The sequence below is a fragment of the Vibrio cionasavignyae genome, assembly GCF_050337155.1.
Classification (GTDB): domain Bacteria; phylum Pseudomonadota; class Gammaproteobacteria; order Enterobacterales; family Vibrionaceae; genus Vibrio; species Vibrio nomapromontoriensis.
In genome coordinates this window covers 52,047-67,766 of record NZ_JAKJSR010000017.1, presented here as the reverse complement: position 1 = coordinate 67,766, position 15,720 = coordinate 52,047, and the positions used below count along the sequence as shown (strand labels likewise).

At 45.3% G+C, this 15,720-nt stretch carries 14 protein-coding genes; 7 read left to right on the top strand and 7 right to left on the bottom strand.

What is annotated here, in order from left to right:
* Positions 1-52: 52 nt before the first annotated feature.
* Positions 53-1,618 carry a lytic transglycosylase gene (locus L4D74_RS13765; protein WP_428752635.1) on the bottom strand — a complete coding sequence of 522 codons (1,566 nt, stop codon included), beginning with the start codon at positions 1,616-1,618 and terminating at the stop codon, positions 53-55.
* 77 nt (positions 1,619-1,695) lie between these two features.
* Positions 1,696-2,454, bottom strand: a complete 759-nt coding sequence (gene gloB, locus L4D74_RS13760; RefSeq protein ID WP_428752634.1) for a hydroxyacylglutathione hydrolase — start codon at positions 2,452-2,454, stop codon at positions 1,696-1,698.
* Between the two features lie 40 nt (positions 2,455-2,494).
* Here gloB and L4D74_RS13755 point away from each other — a divergent pair, with 40 nt between their 5' ends.
* On the top strand, positions 2,495-3,235 hold the full coding sequence (locus tag L4D74_RS13755; protein WP_428752633.1) for a class I SAM-dependent methyltransferase: 741 nt from the start codon (positions 2,495-2,497) through the stop codon (positions 3,233-3,235).
* Here the strand turns inward: L4D74_RS13755 and rnhA are convergent.
* On the bottom strand, positions 3,228-3,692 hold the full coding sequence (gene rnhA, locus L4D74_RS13750) for a ribonuclease HI (RefSeq protein ID WP_428752632.1): 465 nt from the start codon (positions 3,690-3,692) through the stop codon (positions 3,228-3,230). The genes L4D74_RS13755 and rnhA overlap by 8 nt on opposite strands.
* 57 nt (positions 3,693-3,749) lie before the next feature.
* Here rnhA and dnaQ point away from each other — a divergent pair, with 57 nt between their 5' ends.
* Positions 3,750-4,490: a DNA polymerase III subunit epsilon gene (gene dnaQ / locus L4D74_RS13745; RefSeq protein WP_428752630.1), complete on the top strand. Its 741-nt coding sequence runs from the start codon at positions 3,750-3,752 to the stop codon at positions 4,488-4,490.
* 9 nt (positions 4,491-4,499) lie between these two features.
* Positions 4,500-5,744, top strand: coding sequence for a TIGR03503 family protein (locus L4D74_RS13740; protein WP_428752629.1), 1,245 nt, complete (start codon positions 4,500-4,502; stop codon positions 5,742-5,744).
* A gap of 145 nt (positions 5,745-5,889) precedes the next feature.
* Here L4D74_RS13740 and fadE read toward each other — a convergent pair whose 3' ends face one another.
* Positions 5,890-8,334, bottom strand: coding sequence for an acyl-CoA dehydrogenase FadE (gene fadE / locus L4D74_RS13735; RefSeq protein ID WP_428752628.1), 2,445 nt, complete (start codon positions 8,332-8,334; stop codon positions 5,890-5,892).
* A gap of 330 nt (positions 8,335-8,664) precedes the next feature.
* Between fadE and lpcA the strand changes: the two genes are divergently transcribed.
* Together lpcA and L4D74_RS13725 are read left to right on the top strand one after the other, a co-directional pair.
* A complete protein-coding gene (gene lpcA, locus L4D74_RS13730; RefSeq protein WP_265674540.1) occupies positions 8,665-9,240 on the top strand; it encodes a D-sedoheptulose 7-phosphate isomerase in 576 nt (191 codons plus the stop codon).
* A 64-nt stretch (positions 9,241-9,304) separates the two neighbouring features.
* Positions 9,305-10,147, top strand: coding sequence for a class II glutamine amidotransferase (locus tag L4D74_RS13725; protein WP_428752627.1), 843 nt, complete (start codon positions 9,305-9,307; stop codon positions 10,145-10,147).
* Between the two features lie 122 nt (positions 10,148-10,269).
* Here the strand turns inward: L4D74_RS13725 and purN are convergent, their stop codons facing one another.
* Together purN and purM are read right to left on the bottom strand one after the other, a co-directional pair.
* On the bottom strand, positions 10,270-10,908 hold the full coding sequence (gene purN, locus L4D74_RS13720; RefSeq protein ID WP_428752626.1) for a phosphoribosylglycinamide formyltransferase: 639 nt from the start codon (positions 10,906-10,908) through the stop codon (positions 10,270-10,272).
* Between the two features lie 3 nt (positions 10,909-10,911).
* Positions 10,912-11,952 (bottom strand): phosphoribosylformylglycinamidine cyclo-ligase, encoded by a 1,041-nt coding sequence (gene purM / locus L4D74_RS13715; protein WP_265674543.1) that lies wholly within the window; start codon positions 11,950-11,952, stop codon positions 10,912-10,914.
* Positions 11,953-12,195: 243 nt separating this feature from the next.
* On the opposite strand from purM, the gene upp reads away from it, so the two are divergent.
* Positions 12,196-12,822 (top strand): uracil phosphoribosyltransferase, encoded by a 627-nt coding sequence (gene upp / locus L4D74_RS13710; protein ID WP_265674544.1) that lies wholly within the window; start codon positions 12,196-12,198, stop codon positions 12,820-12,822.
* 101 nt (positions 12,823-12,923) lie between these two features.
* On the opposite strand, the gene L4D74_RS13705 is transcribed toward upp, so the two are convergent.
* Positions 12,924-14,165: a uracil-xanthine permease family protein gene (locus L4D74_RS13705; protein ID WP_428752624.1), complete on the bottom strand. Its 1,242-nt coding sequence runs from the start codon at positions 14,163-14,165 to the stop codon at positions 12,924-12,926.
* 273 nt (positions 14,166-14,438) lie between these two features.
* Between L4D74_RS13705 and L4D74_RS13700 the strand changes: the two genes are divergently transcribed.
* Positions 14,439-15,674 (top strand): DUF8605 domain-containing protein, encoded by a 1,236-nt coding sequence (locus L4D74_RS13700; RefSeq protein WP_428752623.1) that lies wholly within the window; start codon positions 14,439-14,441, stop codon positions 15,672-15,674.
* The last annotated feature ends 46 nt before the right edge of the window (positions 15,675-15,720 follow it).

The window sequence follows — 15,720 nt, the reverse complement described above, 5'->3', positions numbered from 1 at the left end:
TTTTGATTTTTATTTCGTAATAGCGATGACTTATTTTAGTCAGGCTAAGCGATTAAGCACTAGTTTTAGTGACATCAACATAAAGCTTGAGTTTTTGGCCAGGCTTTAAGTATCGCTGTTTCTCAAGACCGTTCCATTTGACGACGTCATTAGTGCGAACATTAAACTTATGCGCAATGCCACTGACGGTATCGCCACTTCTCACCGAATAAAATACCGTTCGAATGATGGCACCATTTGACTGGTCTTTCCAAATGACAATCTCTTGTCCAATACGAAGGGTATCTCTTGGGCCCATACCGTTCCATTTCGCTAACGATTGATGAGACACTTTGTTGGCTTTTGCAATCGACCATAAACTGTCACCACTGGCGACTTTATGAGTGATTTTGTAATTACCGCGAGATGTTGACTGTGTCTTTGCTAGGCGGTTAGAGGCACTTAAAGCGTAGATGTCATCATTTTTCGTTGAAGTCGGGACCAGTAAATACTGGCCAGCGCGAATGTTGTTATTTCTTAGTCCGTTGGCTTTTTGAATGACTTGGGTCGTGGTTTGATGTTTCTGTGCAATCACGCTTAACGAATCCCCCGATTGAACCTTATAGCGCACTAGGCGCATTCCTTTTCCGCGGTTCTTCTCTAGTTCTTCTTGGAATTGCTCAACACTTGCGATTGGCAGAAGTAACGATTGTGGCCCTGATGGGGCGGTCGCCCATTGATTGTAGGCAGGGTTGTAACCTTGCAGTTCTTTAACTGAAATACCAGCATATTTTGCCGCGATGGCTAAATCGAGCTGCTCTTCTGGATCGATCAACTGTAATGCTGGTTGGTTTGGGATCGCAGGGATGTTGAGGCCGTACTTTTCTTGATTGGCGAGTACGTCAGCTAGCGCAAGTAATTTTGGTACATAGCTGCTGGTCTCTTTAGGGAGATCGAGTGAGAAAAAATCAATAGGCTTGTTGAGTTTTTTGTTTTTACGAATGGCGCTGTTTACACGTCCACCACCGCTATTATAAGCCGCGATAGCATGATGCCAGTTGCCATCAAAACGTTTATTAAGTTGCGTTAGGAAGTCTAATGCTGCGGTTGTCGAGGCGGTGACGTCTCTTCGTCCGTCATACCAATAGGTTTGCTCTAGTCCGAATGCTTTGCCTGTTGCGGGGACGAATTGCCATAAGCCTGCAGCACTACCATGTGAATACGCAAAGGCATCAAATGAACTCTCAACGACAGGTAGCAGTGCTAACTCTAAAGGTAGCCCACGCTTTTCAATTTCCTCGGTAATTAAATAAAGGAATGGCTGAGCGCGTTGTGAAACCGTTTTTAGGTGACTTGGGTGCTTGATATACCATTGGCGATAGTAATCGACTTTAGCGTGATCTGGCGTTGGCATTTTCAGCTGCATCGCAATGCGCTTCCACACATCTTCTTGCTGCTGTGGGGTAAGGGTTTTAGGTTCCGCGACAGCAGGCTCAACAGAAGCAGGTTTGGTGGTTGTAGTTTTTGCTGTTTCTGAAGGAGAGTTGGTCGGCTCTGTTGTGGTACTGCTTGAATCTGGCTGAGTCATTTGACACCCAGCCAGCAACAGGGCTAAGGCCCAACTGATTTTCTTATGCATAGTTTTTACTACAAACGATTACTTGAACGGTCGTGCATAATACTAATACGGTTGGTGCCAATACAAGCAGGAAAACGTTAAAATTCGTTTTTCCACTCACGTAATGCGGTAAAAGTAGACACAGGATCGTTGTTGATGCTTCTATTTGCAACGGATTTCATCACTTCTATTTGCTGAGTTCGCAAGAATGGGTTAATGCGTTTCTCGATGGAAATTGAGGTCGGCAGAGTAGGAATGCCTTGTACTCGCTTCTGATTGGCTTGCTCTCGATAATCGTGAAGGTAGGCATTATGAGGCTCGATTGCCATCGCGAAAGCAAGATTGCTCAGCGTATACTCGTGGGTGCAATATACGTCAGTTTCTTCTGGTAACAATGTCAGTTTCTGTAAGGAGTTGAACATCTGTTCTGGCGTACCTTCAAAAATTCGACCACACCCGGCTGAAAACAACACATCACCACAAAATAGTTTTGCGTCGCCAACATAGCCAATATGATCGAGGGTATGCCCGGGTAAATCTAAGACTAAGAATTCTTCACCAAATAAGTGAATGCGGTGTCCTTCGGAGACTTGATGCGTTAAGTGCGGAATGACGTCGTTTTCTGGGCCTATTACGGTGAGATTAGGGTACTTGGCTACGAGTGCTTCAATACCATTAATATGATCCCAGTGATGATGGGTAATCATGATGGTGGTGAGTTCAAGCTGATTTTTTTCTAAATAGGCGATGACGGGTTCCGCATCACCAGGATCGACAACAGCGCACAACTTCTGGTTATTTTGAATCAGCCAGATGTAATTATCATTAAATGCGGGTATGCTTTTGATATGTAACATTGTTGTTTCTCCAATTCACTTTGAGAGAGAGCGCGAAAATATGAAGCCAGCACGCAGCAAGAAAAAGCTCGACCATCCCCATTCTTGGGAAGAACTTGCCAACGGTCAATGGGTTTCTGAATCTATTCAGACTCGTTTAGATGAGTGGTGCCCAAAGCTTTTTGGTTATCATATGCTTAAACTCGGTGGCTTAAGCTGTGAGTTGACAAGCTGTAACTGCAATATACAGCATCAAGTTAATTTAGACGCTAAAAACCCACTGCACAATGTGATCGCTGATCGTTATGAATTGCCTTTCTTAGAAAAAAGTTTTGATGCGGTGATTCTTTCCCACCAACTTGAGTACTGTGATGATCCCCATCGCTTATTACGCGAGGTTGACCGTGTGATGATTGATGACGGTTATCTTATTATCACCGGCTTTAATCCAATTAGCTTCACCGGGCTTGCGAGTTTGATGCCTTGGCGGCGCAATAACTTTCCATGGAGTGGGCGCATGTTTACGCCCAATCGAATTCGAGATTGGCTAAGTGTACTTAATTATCAGGTCATCCATGCTGACACCTATGCGTTGTTTCCAATGAAGCGACATCGCACGATGTGGACATGGCTAGAGAGTAGCGTGGGGGACTGGGCTTCACCTATGGGGAGTTTGTACTTCATTGTTGCTCGAAAGCGGACGTATCCGCTGAAACCAATTAAGCCGCATTGGCAGTTAAAGAAAAAGCTCACGCCGGTGAGCTTAAATTATCGAACCGCCGATAAACGCAAGACTAACTAGGCTGATAGCCTACATCGTCTTCGGTCGGGTTTTCAGCCCCGTGTCTTGCCAGTTCATCACACATTTCATTTTCGCGGTGGCCCGCGTGCCCTTTGACCCAGCGCCAATCGACAGAGTGGCGCACGGTCTCTTCATCTAGCGCTTTCCAAAGGTCGGCATTCTTTACTGGTTTCTTATCTGCGGTCTTCCAACCGCGTTTTTTCCAGTTGTGAATCCACTGTGTAATGCCTTGACGTACATATTGACTGTCGGTGGTAAGAATGACATCGCACGGCTCTTTGAGTGTTTTAAGTGCCACGATGGTTGCCATCATCTCCATGCGATTGTTGGTTGTGAGCTGATAGCCTTTGGATAATTTTTTTTCAGTTTGTTTATAGCGCAGTACGATGCCATACCCGCCAGGCCCCGGATTACCTAAGCAAGATCCGTCAGTGAAAATTTCAACCTGTTTCGCCATGATTTGATACTATGTAGGTCTGTAACTTTATTTCTATAGTCTGACATACAAAACATCATGAATACCAGTCTCAATTCAGAACAACGCAGAATCATCGTACTCGATACGGAAACGACGGGTATGAACCGTGAAGGTGGCCCTCACTACCTAGGGCATCGAATTATAGAAATTGGTGCGGTTGAGATCATCAATCGAAAATTCACCGGAAGGCACTTCCACGTTTATATCAAGCCCGATCGTCTGATCCAGCCCGATGCGATTGCCGTTCACGGTATTACGGATGAGTTCTTATTAGACAAACCAGAATATAAGCAAATCCATGCCGAGTTTCTTGAATTCATTTCTGGTGCTGAGCTGGTGGCTCACAACGCGCCCTTCGATGTGGGCTTCATGGATCTTGAGTTTTCCATGGTGGATACGAGCATTGGCAAAACGGAAGATCACTGCAAGGTTACCGATACCTTGGCAATGGCAAAGCGTATGGCCAACATGCCCGCAAGGAAAAACCTTGATTCCTTAGCGAAGCATTACACCATCGATACCTCTGCTCGTATATTGCACGGCGCTTTACTCGATGCGGAAATTCTTGCTGACGTTTATTTAGCAATGACAGGTGGGCAGACGCACTTACAGTTCAATGCTGGTCAATCTGGGGACTCGGACTCAGAAATGATCAAAAGATTAACGACAGGACGAAAAGCGCTAAAGGTTTTGCATGCAACGGCCGATGAAATAGAAGCGCATAATTCGCGTTTGGATATCGTAGCAAAAGGCGGTAACTGTTTGTGGCGCCAGTAGGAGAAAAGCATGCAGAGGATTTTCATAGCGTTTAGTCTGTGGTTGACGCTCATTGGGACAGCGATGGCCAGTGACTCTGCTATGTCATTTTTGGATAACCGATTTCGTGTAGATGAAACCATTGAGCGAATTACGTTTCTTGTTTATCGCAAAGATAATTCTCGCCCTGTCACCTTAGTTCGCCCTGATGGCAGAAAATACTATGCTTGGAAACATCCTGCTAACGTGCATTGGATTGAAGAGCCTACCGCTGATATTGTGACGATTGAGCGCCCTATGCCAGGCCCTTGGCAAGCCATTGGCAAAGTCACCCCTAAGAATAATATCCAGTTAGTCTCTAAGCTGTCGCTAAAAGCGCAAACCCTGCCTGAGCGTCTGTATCAAGGTGAAAAAGTTAAATTTACAGCTCGTCTTCTCAGTGACGGCGAGCCGCTTATTATCGACAGCATTCTGACTCATGTGAATTTAAAAGTTGTCATGACACGCTATCTTGAGGAGCAGGGGGCCAAGGATTCTAAGGTGACACCTATTCCCATCGTTATCGGTGAGTTTTTTGATAATGGTGCAGGGCTCGATGAGCGTTCTGGTGATGGTGTCTTTACTGTTGAACTTCCTATCACCATAGAGCCGGGCAAGTATAATGTCCGAATTACCACAGGTAATGGTGTATTTCTTCGGGCGCTAGAGCAAGAGGTGTTTGTCTATCCGACACCGTTTGTCACTCGCTTTATACAAGGTGATGAAAACTCTCCTCACCAACTATTACTGCGTGGTGAAGCAGCCACTATCGAGGCCGGCAGTTTGGCTACATCAATAGAGTTGATATCTCCTAGCGAGAGTGAGCAGGTTGTGCAAGCTCAAGCGGGTGGCAGTGAGATGGAAGTGACGTCACTGTTTACCGATCTTAATGAAGTTGGCACCTATCATTGGTCTGGGCATGTTTATGCCGATGAGGCGGTGACAGAGCGAGAGCTCGTCTTTGATTTACCTAGTCGCTCATTTAGTGTGGTGGGAGCGATTGACCTGAACAAAGCACAAGAATTGCAAGAGGCAGCTCGAGAAGCGAAGAAGAAAGCGCAGCAAGAAGCGCAAATCGCGCAACATCGAGCAGAGGTAAAACAGCGTGCGCTTATTGCGATTGTTGTTGGTAATACGGTATTGCTGCTGGTGGGAGCGTTGGTGTGGTGGATTGTCAGACGAAAGCGGGCAATACGTGCGGTAACCCCCGAAATGCAGTTGAAGATGCCAAGCTAACCGGTAAGGGCGCGCTGCGGTCTACTTCGTGGTGTATGGAACAAAAAATGCCAACCGTATGGTTGGCATTTTATTAGGAGAATAAAAATAGGCTAATCTCTATCTTCAACTAAATCTCTATCTTCAACTTCCTCTCTATCGCTGTTTATGCCACTTCCTCCATGGCTGGATAGACTGGCTTTGCTGCGAGTTCCTCTGATGAGAAGTCATCGACATTAATGGTATAGAGACGATGGGCTTCCGCCGTTTTTAATACCATCGCTTCGTCTTGACCAATAATGCCTTTCTCTAATCCAATTTCGGCGACATGGTCAAGATTGGTGAATGGACGGCGTTGACCTATTTCTTTACAGATCTTATTGAAAATAGGTTCTGCTTTTAATACCATTTCTAAAGCAAGCTCAATACGACCTGCAGGGTTAAACTCCGTCGGCTCTAAGTATTGACCGCGGCCAAGGCGACTGCGCGCACCACAAGGCGTTTGAAGGATTCGCGCTACTTGGCTATCGAGTTTATCCGATGGTGCGACTCTCACAGTGCCAAACGGTAAAACCACAACGCGTAACAATCGACCAATGGTCTTATTAGGGAAGTTGGTTAAAAAGTCATCCAAAGCTTGTTCGGTTTGTTTCAAACTATCTTGCAGGCCCCAGTGCATCAGCGGCAGATCTTCACTTTGACGACCTTCGTTATCAAAGCGTTTAAGTGCAGCAGTACTCAAATACAATTGGCTTAAAATATCACCAAGACGAGCAGAGAGACGTTCTTTACGTTTTAGTGAACCACCTAGCACTGCCATCGAGACGTCTGACAATAAGGCGAGGTTAGCACTGTAACGATTAAGCTGTTGATAGTATCGCTTTGTCGCATCTTTATGAGGCGCATCTGAGCCGCGACCATCGGTAATACCTAACCACAAGCTGCGAATGAAGTTACTAATGGCAAATGACACGTGACCTGCTAGCGCCTTATCAAAGTCTGAGACGGCGCTGCCCTGTGTTGAGTAGGCGGCTTCCATTTCTTTTAGGACGTAAGGGTGACAACGAATCGCACCTTGCCCGTAAATGATCATTGAACGTGTCAGGATATTCGCGCCTTCAACGGTAATCGCAATAGGTGCACCTTGGTAGCCTCGTGCCAGGAAGTTTGATGGACCAAGACAGACGCCTTTACCGCCAACAATGTCCATTGCATCGATAATGGCGCGCTGACCTCTGTGCGTACAGTGATACTTAACAATGGCAGAAATCACCGAAGGCTTCTCTCCCAAATCGATACCTGTGACCGTTAGGCTGCTTGCCGCGTCCATCACGTAAGCATTACCAGCAATACGTGCCAATGGCTCTTCAATCCCTTCCATATGGCCGATAGGCTGTTTAAATTGACGACGGATGCGTGCGTAGGCCCCTGTCGCTAATGCTGCTGTTTTTATGCCACCTGTGGAGTTTGAAGGCAGGGTAATCCCCCGTCCTACTGACAGACACTCAACTAACATGCGCCAGCCTTGACCGGCCATTTTAGGTCCACCAATGATGAAATCGAGAGGAACGAAAAGAGACTGCGCTTTAGTCGGGCCATTTTGGAACGGCAAGTTTAATGGGAAATGACGATTACCGATTTCCACACCTTTAAGGTCAGTGGGGATCAGCGCACAAGTAATACCGAGGTCGGTTTTGTCTCCAAGTAGACCATCGGGATCTTGAAGTTTAAAAGCTAGTCCCAGAACCGTTGCGACTGGTGCTAACGTGATATATCGCTTATTCCAGGTGAGGTTCATCCCTAATACTTCTTTGCCTTCCCATTTTCCTTTACAGACTACGCCAAAGTCAGGGATGGATCCCGCATCAGAGCCAGCCTCTGGACTGGTTAATGCAAAGCATGGAATTTCTTTACCCACCGCTAAGCGAGGTAAGTAATAATCTTTTTGCTCTTCGGTACCATAATGCTGTAATAACTCACCTGGACCCAGTGAATTTGGGACACCAACGGTAGAGGATAGGACGCTAGATACACCGGTTAGTTTTTGTAGTACCAGTGATTGAGCGTAAGCGGAAAACTCTAACCCACCGTATTGTTTCTTAATGATCATGGCGAAAAATTTATGATCTTTTAGGTATTGCCAAACTTCAGCAGGAAGATCGGCAAGTTCGTGAGTGACTTGATAGTCGTTGACCATCGCACAGACTTCGTTGACTGGCCCATCTAAAAAATCTTGCTCTTCTTGGCTAAGTTTAGGGGCGCTGATGTGTTGCAGCGTTTGCCAATTTGGTTTGCCTTTGAACAACTCGGCTTCCCACCATACCGTACCGGCATCGAGTGCTTCTTTTTCTGTTTGAGACATAGCTGGTAGCACTTTCTTAAAAAGTGCGAGTGCTTTTTCTGATACCAGTGTTTGACGTATAGCAGGAACACAAGTCACCGCGATGAGTAGCACATAGACACTCCAAGCAATAAAGCCAAAAGTGCCAAGTAGTGTTCCTATTGCCAAAGCTGCAGAAACAAGTAAAAGAGATTTTGCTAACGATGCACGTTGATAAAAGCTAACGCCAACCGCTCCGAGCAATATGACAGTAGAGAGCAAGATGTCCATGATGGTTCCTTTATCTGGGTATTGTTATTGGGTTTTTGTTATTGGGTCTATAACGCCTCTTCATGAGCAAAAATAGCAAAGGTAGGAGGTCGTACCAGTTGCTATTGTAAACTAATTATTGCAAAAATGTAAAACTTGAAGGTGTTTGCTATCACAGAATAAAGAGATGGTGAGTGTGGCTTGGGGAACCTTTGACTGAATTCAGAGAAAAAATTGATGATGTGGAGCCGATTGAACTGTGATGACTATCGACAGTCTCTCTGATTTATAGGTACACTCAAGTTAATCGATAACAACCGAACATATCGGTGAAACAAAGAGAAGAACCCTATGTACCAAGATCTGATTAAAAGTGAATTAAGCGAAGCTGCAGATGTCTTGAACGCGTTTTTAAGCGATGACGATAACATCGCAAAAATTGAAGCCGCAGCAAAAATGATAGCGGCATCATTTAAGCAAGACGGTAAAGTTTTATCTTGCGGTAATGGCGGTTCTCATTGTGATGCTATGCATTTTGCGGAAGAACTGACAGGACGCTATCGTGAAAATCGTCCAGGTTATGCTGGTATTGCTATTTCAGACGTAAGTCACCTTTCTTGCGTAAGTAACGACTTTGGGTATGAGTATGTCTTTTCGCGTTATGTTGAAGCGGTAGGCCGCAAAGGTGATGTCCTGTTTGGTCTGTCTACATCCGGTAATTCTGGTAATATTCTTAAAGCGATTGAAGCGGCAAAAGAGAAAGGCATGACAACCATTGCCTTAACCGGTAAAGATGGTGGCAAAATGGCTGGACTCGCTGATATTGAAATCCGAGTACCACATTTTGGTTATGCCGATCGTATTCAAGAGATTCACATTAAGATTATTCATATCATCATTCAGTTGATTGAAAAGGAAATGGAATAGTCGTTGCGTCGTATTTTAGAGCTGCGAGCTGTAGAACAATAGGTTATGGAGAATAAGGAACGTAATGTGTGAATTGCTTGGCATGAGCGCCAATGTGCCAACGGACATCTGTTTTAGCTTTACTGGTTTGATTCAGCGAGGTGGGAATACAGGTCCTCATAAGGATGGATGGGGAATTACTTTCTATGAAGGGAAGGGCTTTAGAACGTTTAAAGACCCAAACCAGAGTTGTGATTCGCAGATAGCGGAGTTAGTGCAAAGTTATCCAATAAAAAGCCGAGCGGTGGTGAGCCATATTCGTCAAGCAAACCGTGGTCAGGTGAACCTAGAGAATACTCACCCATTTACTCGGGAGTTGTGGGGACGCTATTGGACATTTGCGCACAATGGTCAACTGAGTGATTACCAAAGTTTGAGAACAGGGCGTCATCGACCTGTCGGTGAAACGGACAGTGAACTGTCGTTTTGCTGGTTGCTCAGTAAATTGGAAGATCGCTTTCCTGAGCCTCCGCAAGACATGATGGCCATGTTCGCTTATGTGGCAGAATGTTGCGATGAACTGCGCCAGTTTGGTGTCTATAACATGATGCTGAGTGATGGTGAGTTTGTTATGACATTTTGTACTAATCACCTATATTGGATCACCCGTAAAGCGCCATTTGGAAAAGCGACGTTATTGGATGAAGATGTCACCATTAACTTTCAGGTGGAAACCACACCTAATGATGTTGTCTCAGTGATAGCAACTCAGCCATTAACCGGTAATGAAACTTGGCATCGAATGAAGCCAGGTGAGTTTAATCTGTTTCATTTTGGTGAGTTGGTATTGAGCAATTCTGAGCAATTGAAGGATGTTCCGTACGCGGCAGCAAAACCCGCGAGTCAGGCTCCGACGGAGCCGCTATAGCGCAAGTTATATTAGATGCGACGTTCATTATTTTCTTAAAAATAGTGGAAGAATTAAAAAAGCGAGTGTTAAAAACACTCGCTTTTTTGTATCTGCATCTTGCTAGTTAAAGCCGTGCTTTGTTATTGATCAGCGTAACCTTGAACACCAAGTTCTTTGCCATCAAGTATCGCTTTACTGCCATCCATAGACAGGCGATCCTCAACGAACCATTTCACCACCAATGGGTAGATTTGGTGTTCTTGGGTTTGAATTCGTTGTTCTAAAATTTCCACTGTGTCGTTATCAAATACTGGAACTTTAGCCTGCAAAATGATTGGGCCGCCATCAAGTTTCTCGGTGACAAAGTGGATGCTAGTACCATGATGCTCATCGCAGTTATCAATGGCGCGTTGATGCGTATTGAGACCTGGATATTTTGGTAATAGTGAAGGATGAATATTGATCATTCTCCCCATATAGTGGCGAACAAATTCACCACTCAAAATACGCATGTAACCAGCGAGTACCAATAAATCAGGATTATGCACGTCAATGCGTCGCATAAGCTCGGCATCGAAGGCTTCTCGTGATTCACTGGCTTTTGGATCAAGGAACTCAGCTTCGGCACCGGCTTTTCTTGCCCGCTCTAAAGCAAAGGCTGATTCTTTATTCGAGAATACAGCGCGCACTTTTGCGTTGGTGATCGACGTTTCACAAGCATCAATAATCGCTTGTAAATTCGTGCCATTCCCTGAAACTAAAACAACGATATTCTTCATGAATTACTTGATCTCTACTTGCTCTTCACCAGCTTCGGCAGTTGCGATCTCACCAATAACCCAAGCGTTTTCACCTTCAGCTTGTAGCAAAGCTACTGCAGCGTCAGCTTGTTCTTTTGGAAGAGCGACAACAAGACCTACGCCACAGTTAAATGTACGGTACATTTCAAATGTTTCGACATTGCCTTTCTCTTGTAGCCAGTTGAAGATAGCAGGCCATTCCCAACTCTTACCGTCGATAACCGCTTTAGTCCCTTCAGGAAGTACGCGAGGGATGTTTTCCCAGAAGCCGCCGCCAGTGATGTGAGAAATAGCATGAATGTCATGCTCTGCGATCATTTTCAATGCCGATTTGATATAGATTTTTGTTGGTTCTAGTAGGTGCTCGCCAATGGTGCGCTCACCTAGAATTTCATTTTTGTCTGCGCCAGATACTTCAAGCACTTTGCGGATCAAAGAGTAGCCATTTGAATGCGGGCCACTTGAACCTACAGCAATGAGTGCATCACCTGCCGCCACTTTTGTGCCGTCGATGATGTCTGCTTTTTCTACGACACCAACACAGAAGCCAGCAACATCGTAGTCATCACCTTCATACATGCCAGGCATTTCAGCAGTTTCACCACCAATCAGTGCACAACCTGCTTGAACACAGCCTTCAGCAATACCAGAAACAACGTCTGCTGCAGTATCAACGTCCAGTTTACCTGTCGCGTAGTAATCTAAGAAAAATAGTGGCTCACCACCTTGAACGATAAGATCGTTCACGCACATTGCGACTAAGTCGATACCAATGGTGTCGTGTTTTTTCAGGTCTAGTGCCAGGCGAAGTTTGGTGCCTACACCATCAGTGCCGGAAACCAATACAGGCTCTTTGTATTTAGTTGGCAGCTCACATAAAGCACCAAATCCACCGATGCCTCCCATTACTTCAGGGCGACGAGTGCGCTTAACTGCGCCTTTAATACGGTCAACTAACGCGTTACCTGCATCAATGTCTACACCAGCGTCTTTATAGCTTAGGGAAGTGTTGTTTCCGCTCACGGGACAGTCCTCGATAAATAATTGGAAGTGAAAAGCGGCGCTATTCTAACAGGGCTTTACGCAAAAAGGAAAACGTTTGCGTAAGAAAATTTAAACTATTTTTTAAGGCATGGTTTAACAAGAATAAGCAGGATTAGATCAAACTTTTCCGTGGAAAGTTACCGTTAATGGTGAAACTCACCTGAAATAAGCCAATAAAGCATGTATAATTTTGGCGTTTTGTAAAAATTGCCGGAGTTGGACATGAAAGTTGTTGAAGTTAAACACCCACTTGTTAAGCACAAACTTGGTTTGATGCGCGAAGGGGACATCAGCACAAAGCGTTTTCGTGAGCTTGCGACTGAAGTTGGTAGCTTGCTGACTTATGAAGCAACAGCAGATTTTGAGACTGAAAAAGTCACAATTGAAGGTTGGAATGGTCCAGTGGAAGTGGATCAGATTAAGGGTAAAAAAGTCACAGTTGTTCCAATTCTTCGTGCTGGTCTAGGCATGATGGATGGCGTTCTTGAGCATATGCCAAGTGCACGTATTAGTGTTGTTGGTGTTTACCGTGATGAAGAAACACTTGAGCCAGTGCCTTACTTTAACAAACTAGCATCAAACATGGACGAGCGTATTGCACTAGTTGTTGACCCAATGCTAGCAACGGGCGGTTCAATGATCGCCACTATCGACCTTCTTAAAGAGAAAGGTTGTAAGTCGATTAAAGTACTTGTACTCGTTGCAGCGCCGGAAGGTATTGAAGCGCTGGAGAAAGCGCACCCTGAAGTGGAGCTTTACACTGCTGCTATCGATGAATGCTTGAACGACAAAGGTTACATTGTTCCGGGTCTTGGTGACGCGGGTGATAAAATCTTCGGTACACTGTAATTCCGGTCGGCGATAATTTAAGTCATTCTTTGCTTAGATTACGATTGAATTGGTGATTAAAAAGGCTGACATTACGTCAGCCTTTTTTTGTCGATAGCGTTTTAGTCTTCCATTTGTGCGTTATCAACAACTTTGTTTTCACCTAGGTCATGAGGGAGAACAAGGTTCAAGATAATCGCGACGATACCGCATAAGCTCACGCCTTGAAGGCTGAAATCGCCAATACCGAAAGCCATACCACCAATACCGAATACTAAAGTTATTGCGACAATCACAAGGTTGCGAGACTTATGAAGATCAACATTATTCTTAATCAGTGTATTGAGACCAACCGTTGCGATTGACCCAAACAGCAAGATCATTATGCCGCCCATAACTGGGACTGGGATGGTTTGTAGCACTGCGCCGAGTTTTCCAACCAGCGCAAGTACAATTGCCGTTACCGCAGCCCACGTCATAATGACAGGGTTGAATGCTTTAGTGAGCATTACTGCACCAGTCACTTCGCTATAGGTGGTGTTAGGTGGCGCGCCCATCATTGATGCTGCGATTGTTGCTACCCCGTCACCGGCAATAGTGCGGTGTAAACCTGGTTTTTTAAGGTAATCTTTCCCAGTTACATTGGAAATAGCCAGCATATCACCGACGTGCTCTACTGCAGGAGCAATAGCTACTGGCAGCATAAACAGGATGGCATTGATGTTGAATTCAGGCGCGGTAAAGTTAGGAAGGGATAACCACGCGGCTTGAACTACAGGGCTAAAATCAACCACGCCAAAAATAAGGCTGGTGATGTAACCCGCTAGGATACCGCTCACGATAGGAAGTAATTTAAGGAAGCCTTTAGAAAAAACACTCACGCCCACGGTCACTAGCAGTGAAACTGCAGAGATCCACAGCGATGCATCAGCTGCGATAAGCTGAACGCTACCATCACTGGTTTTACCCAGCGCCATATTAACAGCAACAGGTGCAAGGCCAAGACCGATCACCATAATGACTGGACCAACGACCACTGGAGGCAGTAGTTTATGAATGATCGCGACGCCGCGCACTTTGATGAGTACGCCCATTAACACATAAACAACGCCGGCTGCCATTAGGCCACCCATGGTCGCCCCAACGCCCCACGTCTGAATACCAAACATGATTGGAGCAATGAACGCAAAAGAAGAAGCTAGGAAAATGGGTACGCTGCGTCTAGTTATCAGTTGGAAAAGGAGAGTACCAACACCGGCGCCAAATAGCGCAACGTTAGGGTCAAGTCCTGTCAGCAACGGGACCAGAACTAAGGAACCAAATGCGACGAACAGCATTTGCGAACCCTGAAGAATCGTTTTCATTATTTAATATTCCAAGCAAGTCATAGGCACACCCAACCGTTGTCAGGCAAATTCGCGCGATAGTATCACTTTGTAATCGATTACTTAATGATCTTGGTAAATAAATCCGTTTTATTGTTACAAATATCGCAATACTTGCTTCGCTATTCTATTTGTGAGTACTCAGATCGCCTTATGCTTGGATAATTTAACCAAACCTTGAAGCAGTCTGCTTGCTCCTGTCCTCATGTTTGCTTATTATTCCGACTTATATCTTTGTTATTTAGGATTCCTATGCGTTATTTTGCTTGGCTGTTGGTTGGACTATGTTCGTTACCAGCGTATGCGTTGACTAAAGTTGATATTTACTCAACTCAAATTGCGGTGAATACGGAAGAGCCAAACGCCGATGAAATTGCACGTCAGCAGGGAATGCTAGAGGTGCTCGTGCGTGCTAGTGGTGACGCGAGTGTCGCCTCAAACAGTGTCGTTAAAAAAGCACTGGGCCAGAGCTCGCGCTATATTTCTCAGTTGGGCTATACCCAAGTGGATGGTCAGCAAGCATTAAACATGAAGTTTAATAGCAATCAAATTGATGTGTTGTTGCAACAAGCTGAATTGGCATCTTGGCCAGCCGAGCGCAGTAACATTATGGTGTGGCTAGTTGAAGACAGTGGATACGATCGTAACATCACGTGGGAGCATAGCAACTCTGCGATGGCGACTCAGCTACGTATAGAGGCGAAAAAGCGCGGTTTACCATTAACGTTTCCTGTCGGGGACTTTGATGATATGACCGGTATCCAGTCGACTGACTTATGGGGCGGCTTTGTTGGAACAATAGGGCAGGCGACGATGCGTTACCCTGTTGATGCCGTGATGGTGATCAAAGCGGATGGTCGCCAGCTACGTTGGTCTTTATATGATCAATCTCCTGCTAGTATGGGTAAAACTCAGATTGCTCCTATTACTGGTGGCGCATCTGGAGAGCAAGCGGCTCAAAGCTTAATTGCTCAAGTGAGTGATTACTATGCATCGAAAAATACCTCAGTAGTCAGTGGTGATAGTGCGGGTACTATTACCGTCGCCTTTAATGGTCTAGTGAATGCCGATGCTTTCTTTACTTTAGAGCGCGCGTTAGGGCGACTTGCCTCTACGGCTCGTGTCGATGTGGCAGAAATTCGTGGCAATAATGTTATCGTCCGTGTGGCGTTATTAGGTTCTATCGACTCTTTTGAGCAAGAAGTGCTTAAGCTTGGTTTAGTTAACAAGGTTGAAGTAGTTGAAGAGGTGGCTGAAGAGGTACCTGAAGCCGTTGAACCGAAGCAACTGCCAGAGACTTCAGCATTGGTATCAGCGGAAGAGACGCAGCAAACCCCTAATGAAGCGGGTGCAAATGTTTCTGATGTTACTGTATCTGATGGCTTAGAGTCGTCTGCAACCGACTCTTCGGCAGAGACCGCTAGCGATGATAAAACAGCGTCGGGGCTAATCTCAAAACCTAAGCTTGTATTTGAGTGGTTGTACTAACGTCGTGTTAGTCACATCAATGACAGACTGCAAATAATAAAAAAGG

Coding starts and splice junctions, on each gene's coding strand:
- L4D74_RS13765 (WP_428752635.1), bottom strand. CDS start 1,618: ATGCATAAGAAAATCAGTTGGGCCTTAGCCCTGTTGCTGGCTGGGTGT.
- gloB (WP_428752634.1), bottom strand. CDS start 2,454: ATGTTACATATCAAAAGCATACCCGCATTTAATGATAATTACATCTGG.
- L4D74_RS13755 (WP_428752633.1), top strand. CDS start 2,495: ATGAAGCCAGCACGCAGCAAGAAAAAGCTCGACCATCCCCATTCTTGG.
- rnhA (WP_428752632.1), bottom strand. CDS start 3,692: ATGGCGAAACAGGTTGAAATTTTCACTGACGGATCTTGCTTAGGTAAT.
- dnaQ (WP_428752630.1), top strand. CDS start 3,750: ATGAATACCAGTCTCAATTCAGAACAACGCAGAATCATCGTACTCGAT.
- L4D74_RS13740 (WP_428752629.1), top strand. CDS start 4,500: ATGCAGAGGATTTTCATAGCGTTTAGTCTGTGGTTGACGCTCATTGGG.
- fadE (WP_428752628.1), bottom strand. CDS start 8,334: ATGGACATCTTGCTCTCTACTGTCATATTGCTCGGAGCGGTTGGCGTT.
- lpcA (WP_265674540.1), top strand. CDS start 8,665: ATGTACCAAGATCTGATTAAAAGTGAATTAAGCGAAGCTGCAGATGTC.
- L4D74_RS13725 (WP_428752627.1), top strand. CDS start 9,305: ATGTGTGAATTGCTTGGCATGAGCGCCAATGTGCCAACGGACATCTGT.
- purN (WP_428752626.1), bottom strand. CDS start 10,908: ATGAAGAATATCGTTGTTTTAGTTTCAGGGAATGGCACGAATTTACAA.
- upp (WP_265674544.1), top strand. CDS start 12,196: ATGAAAGTTGTTGAAGTTAAACACCCACTTGTTAAGCACAAACTTGGT.
- L4D74_RS13705 (WP_428752624.1), bottom strand. CDS start 14,165: ATGAAAACGATTCTTCAGGGTTCGCAAATGCTGTTCGTCGCATTTGGT.
- L4D74_RS13700 (WP_428752623.1), top strand. CDS start 14,439: ATGCGTTATTTTGCTTGGCTGTTGGTTGGACTATGTTCGTTACCAGCG.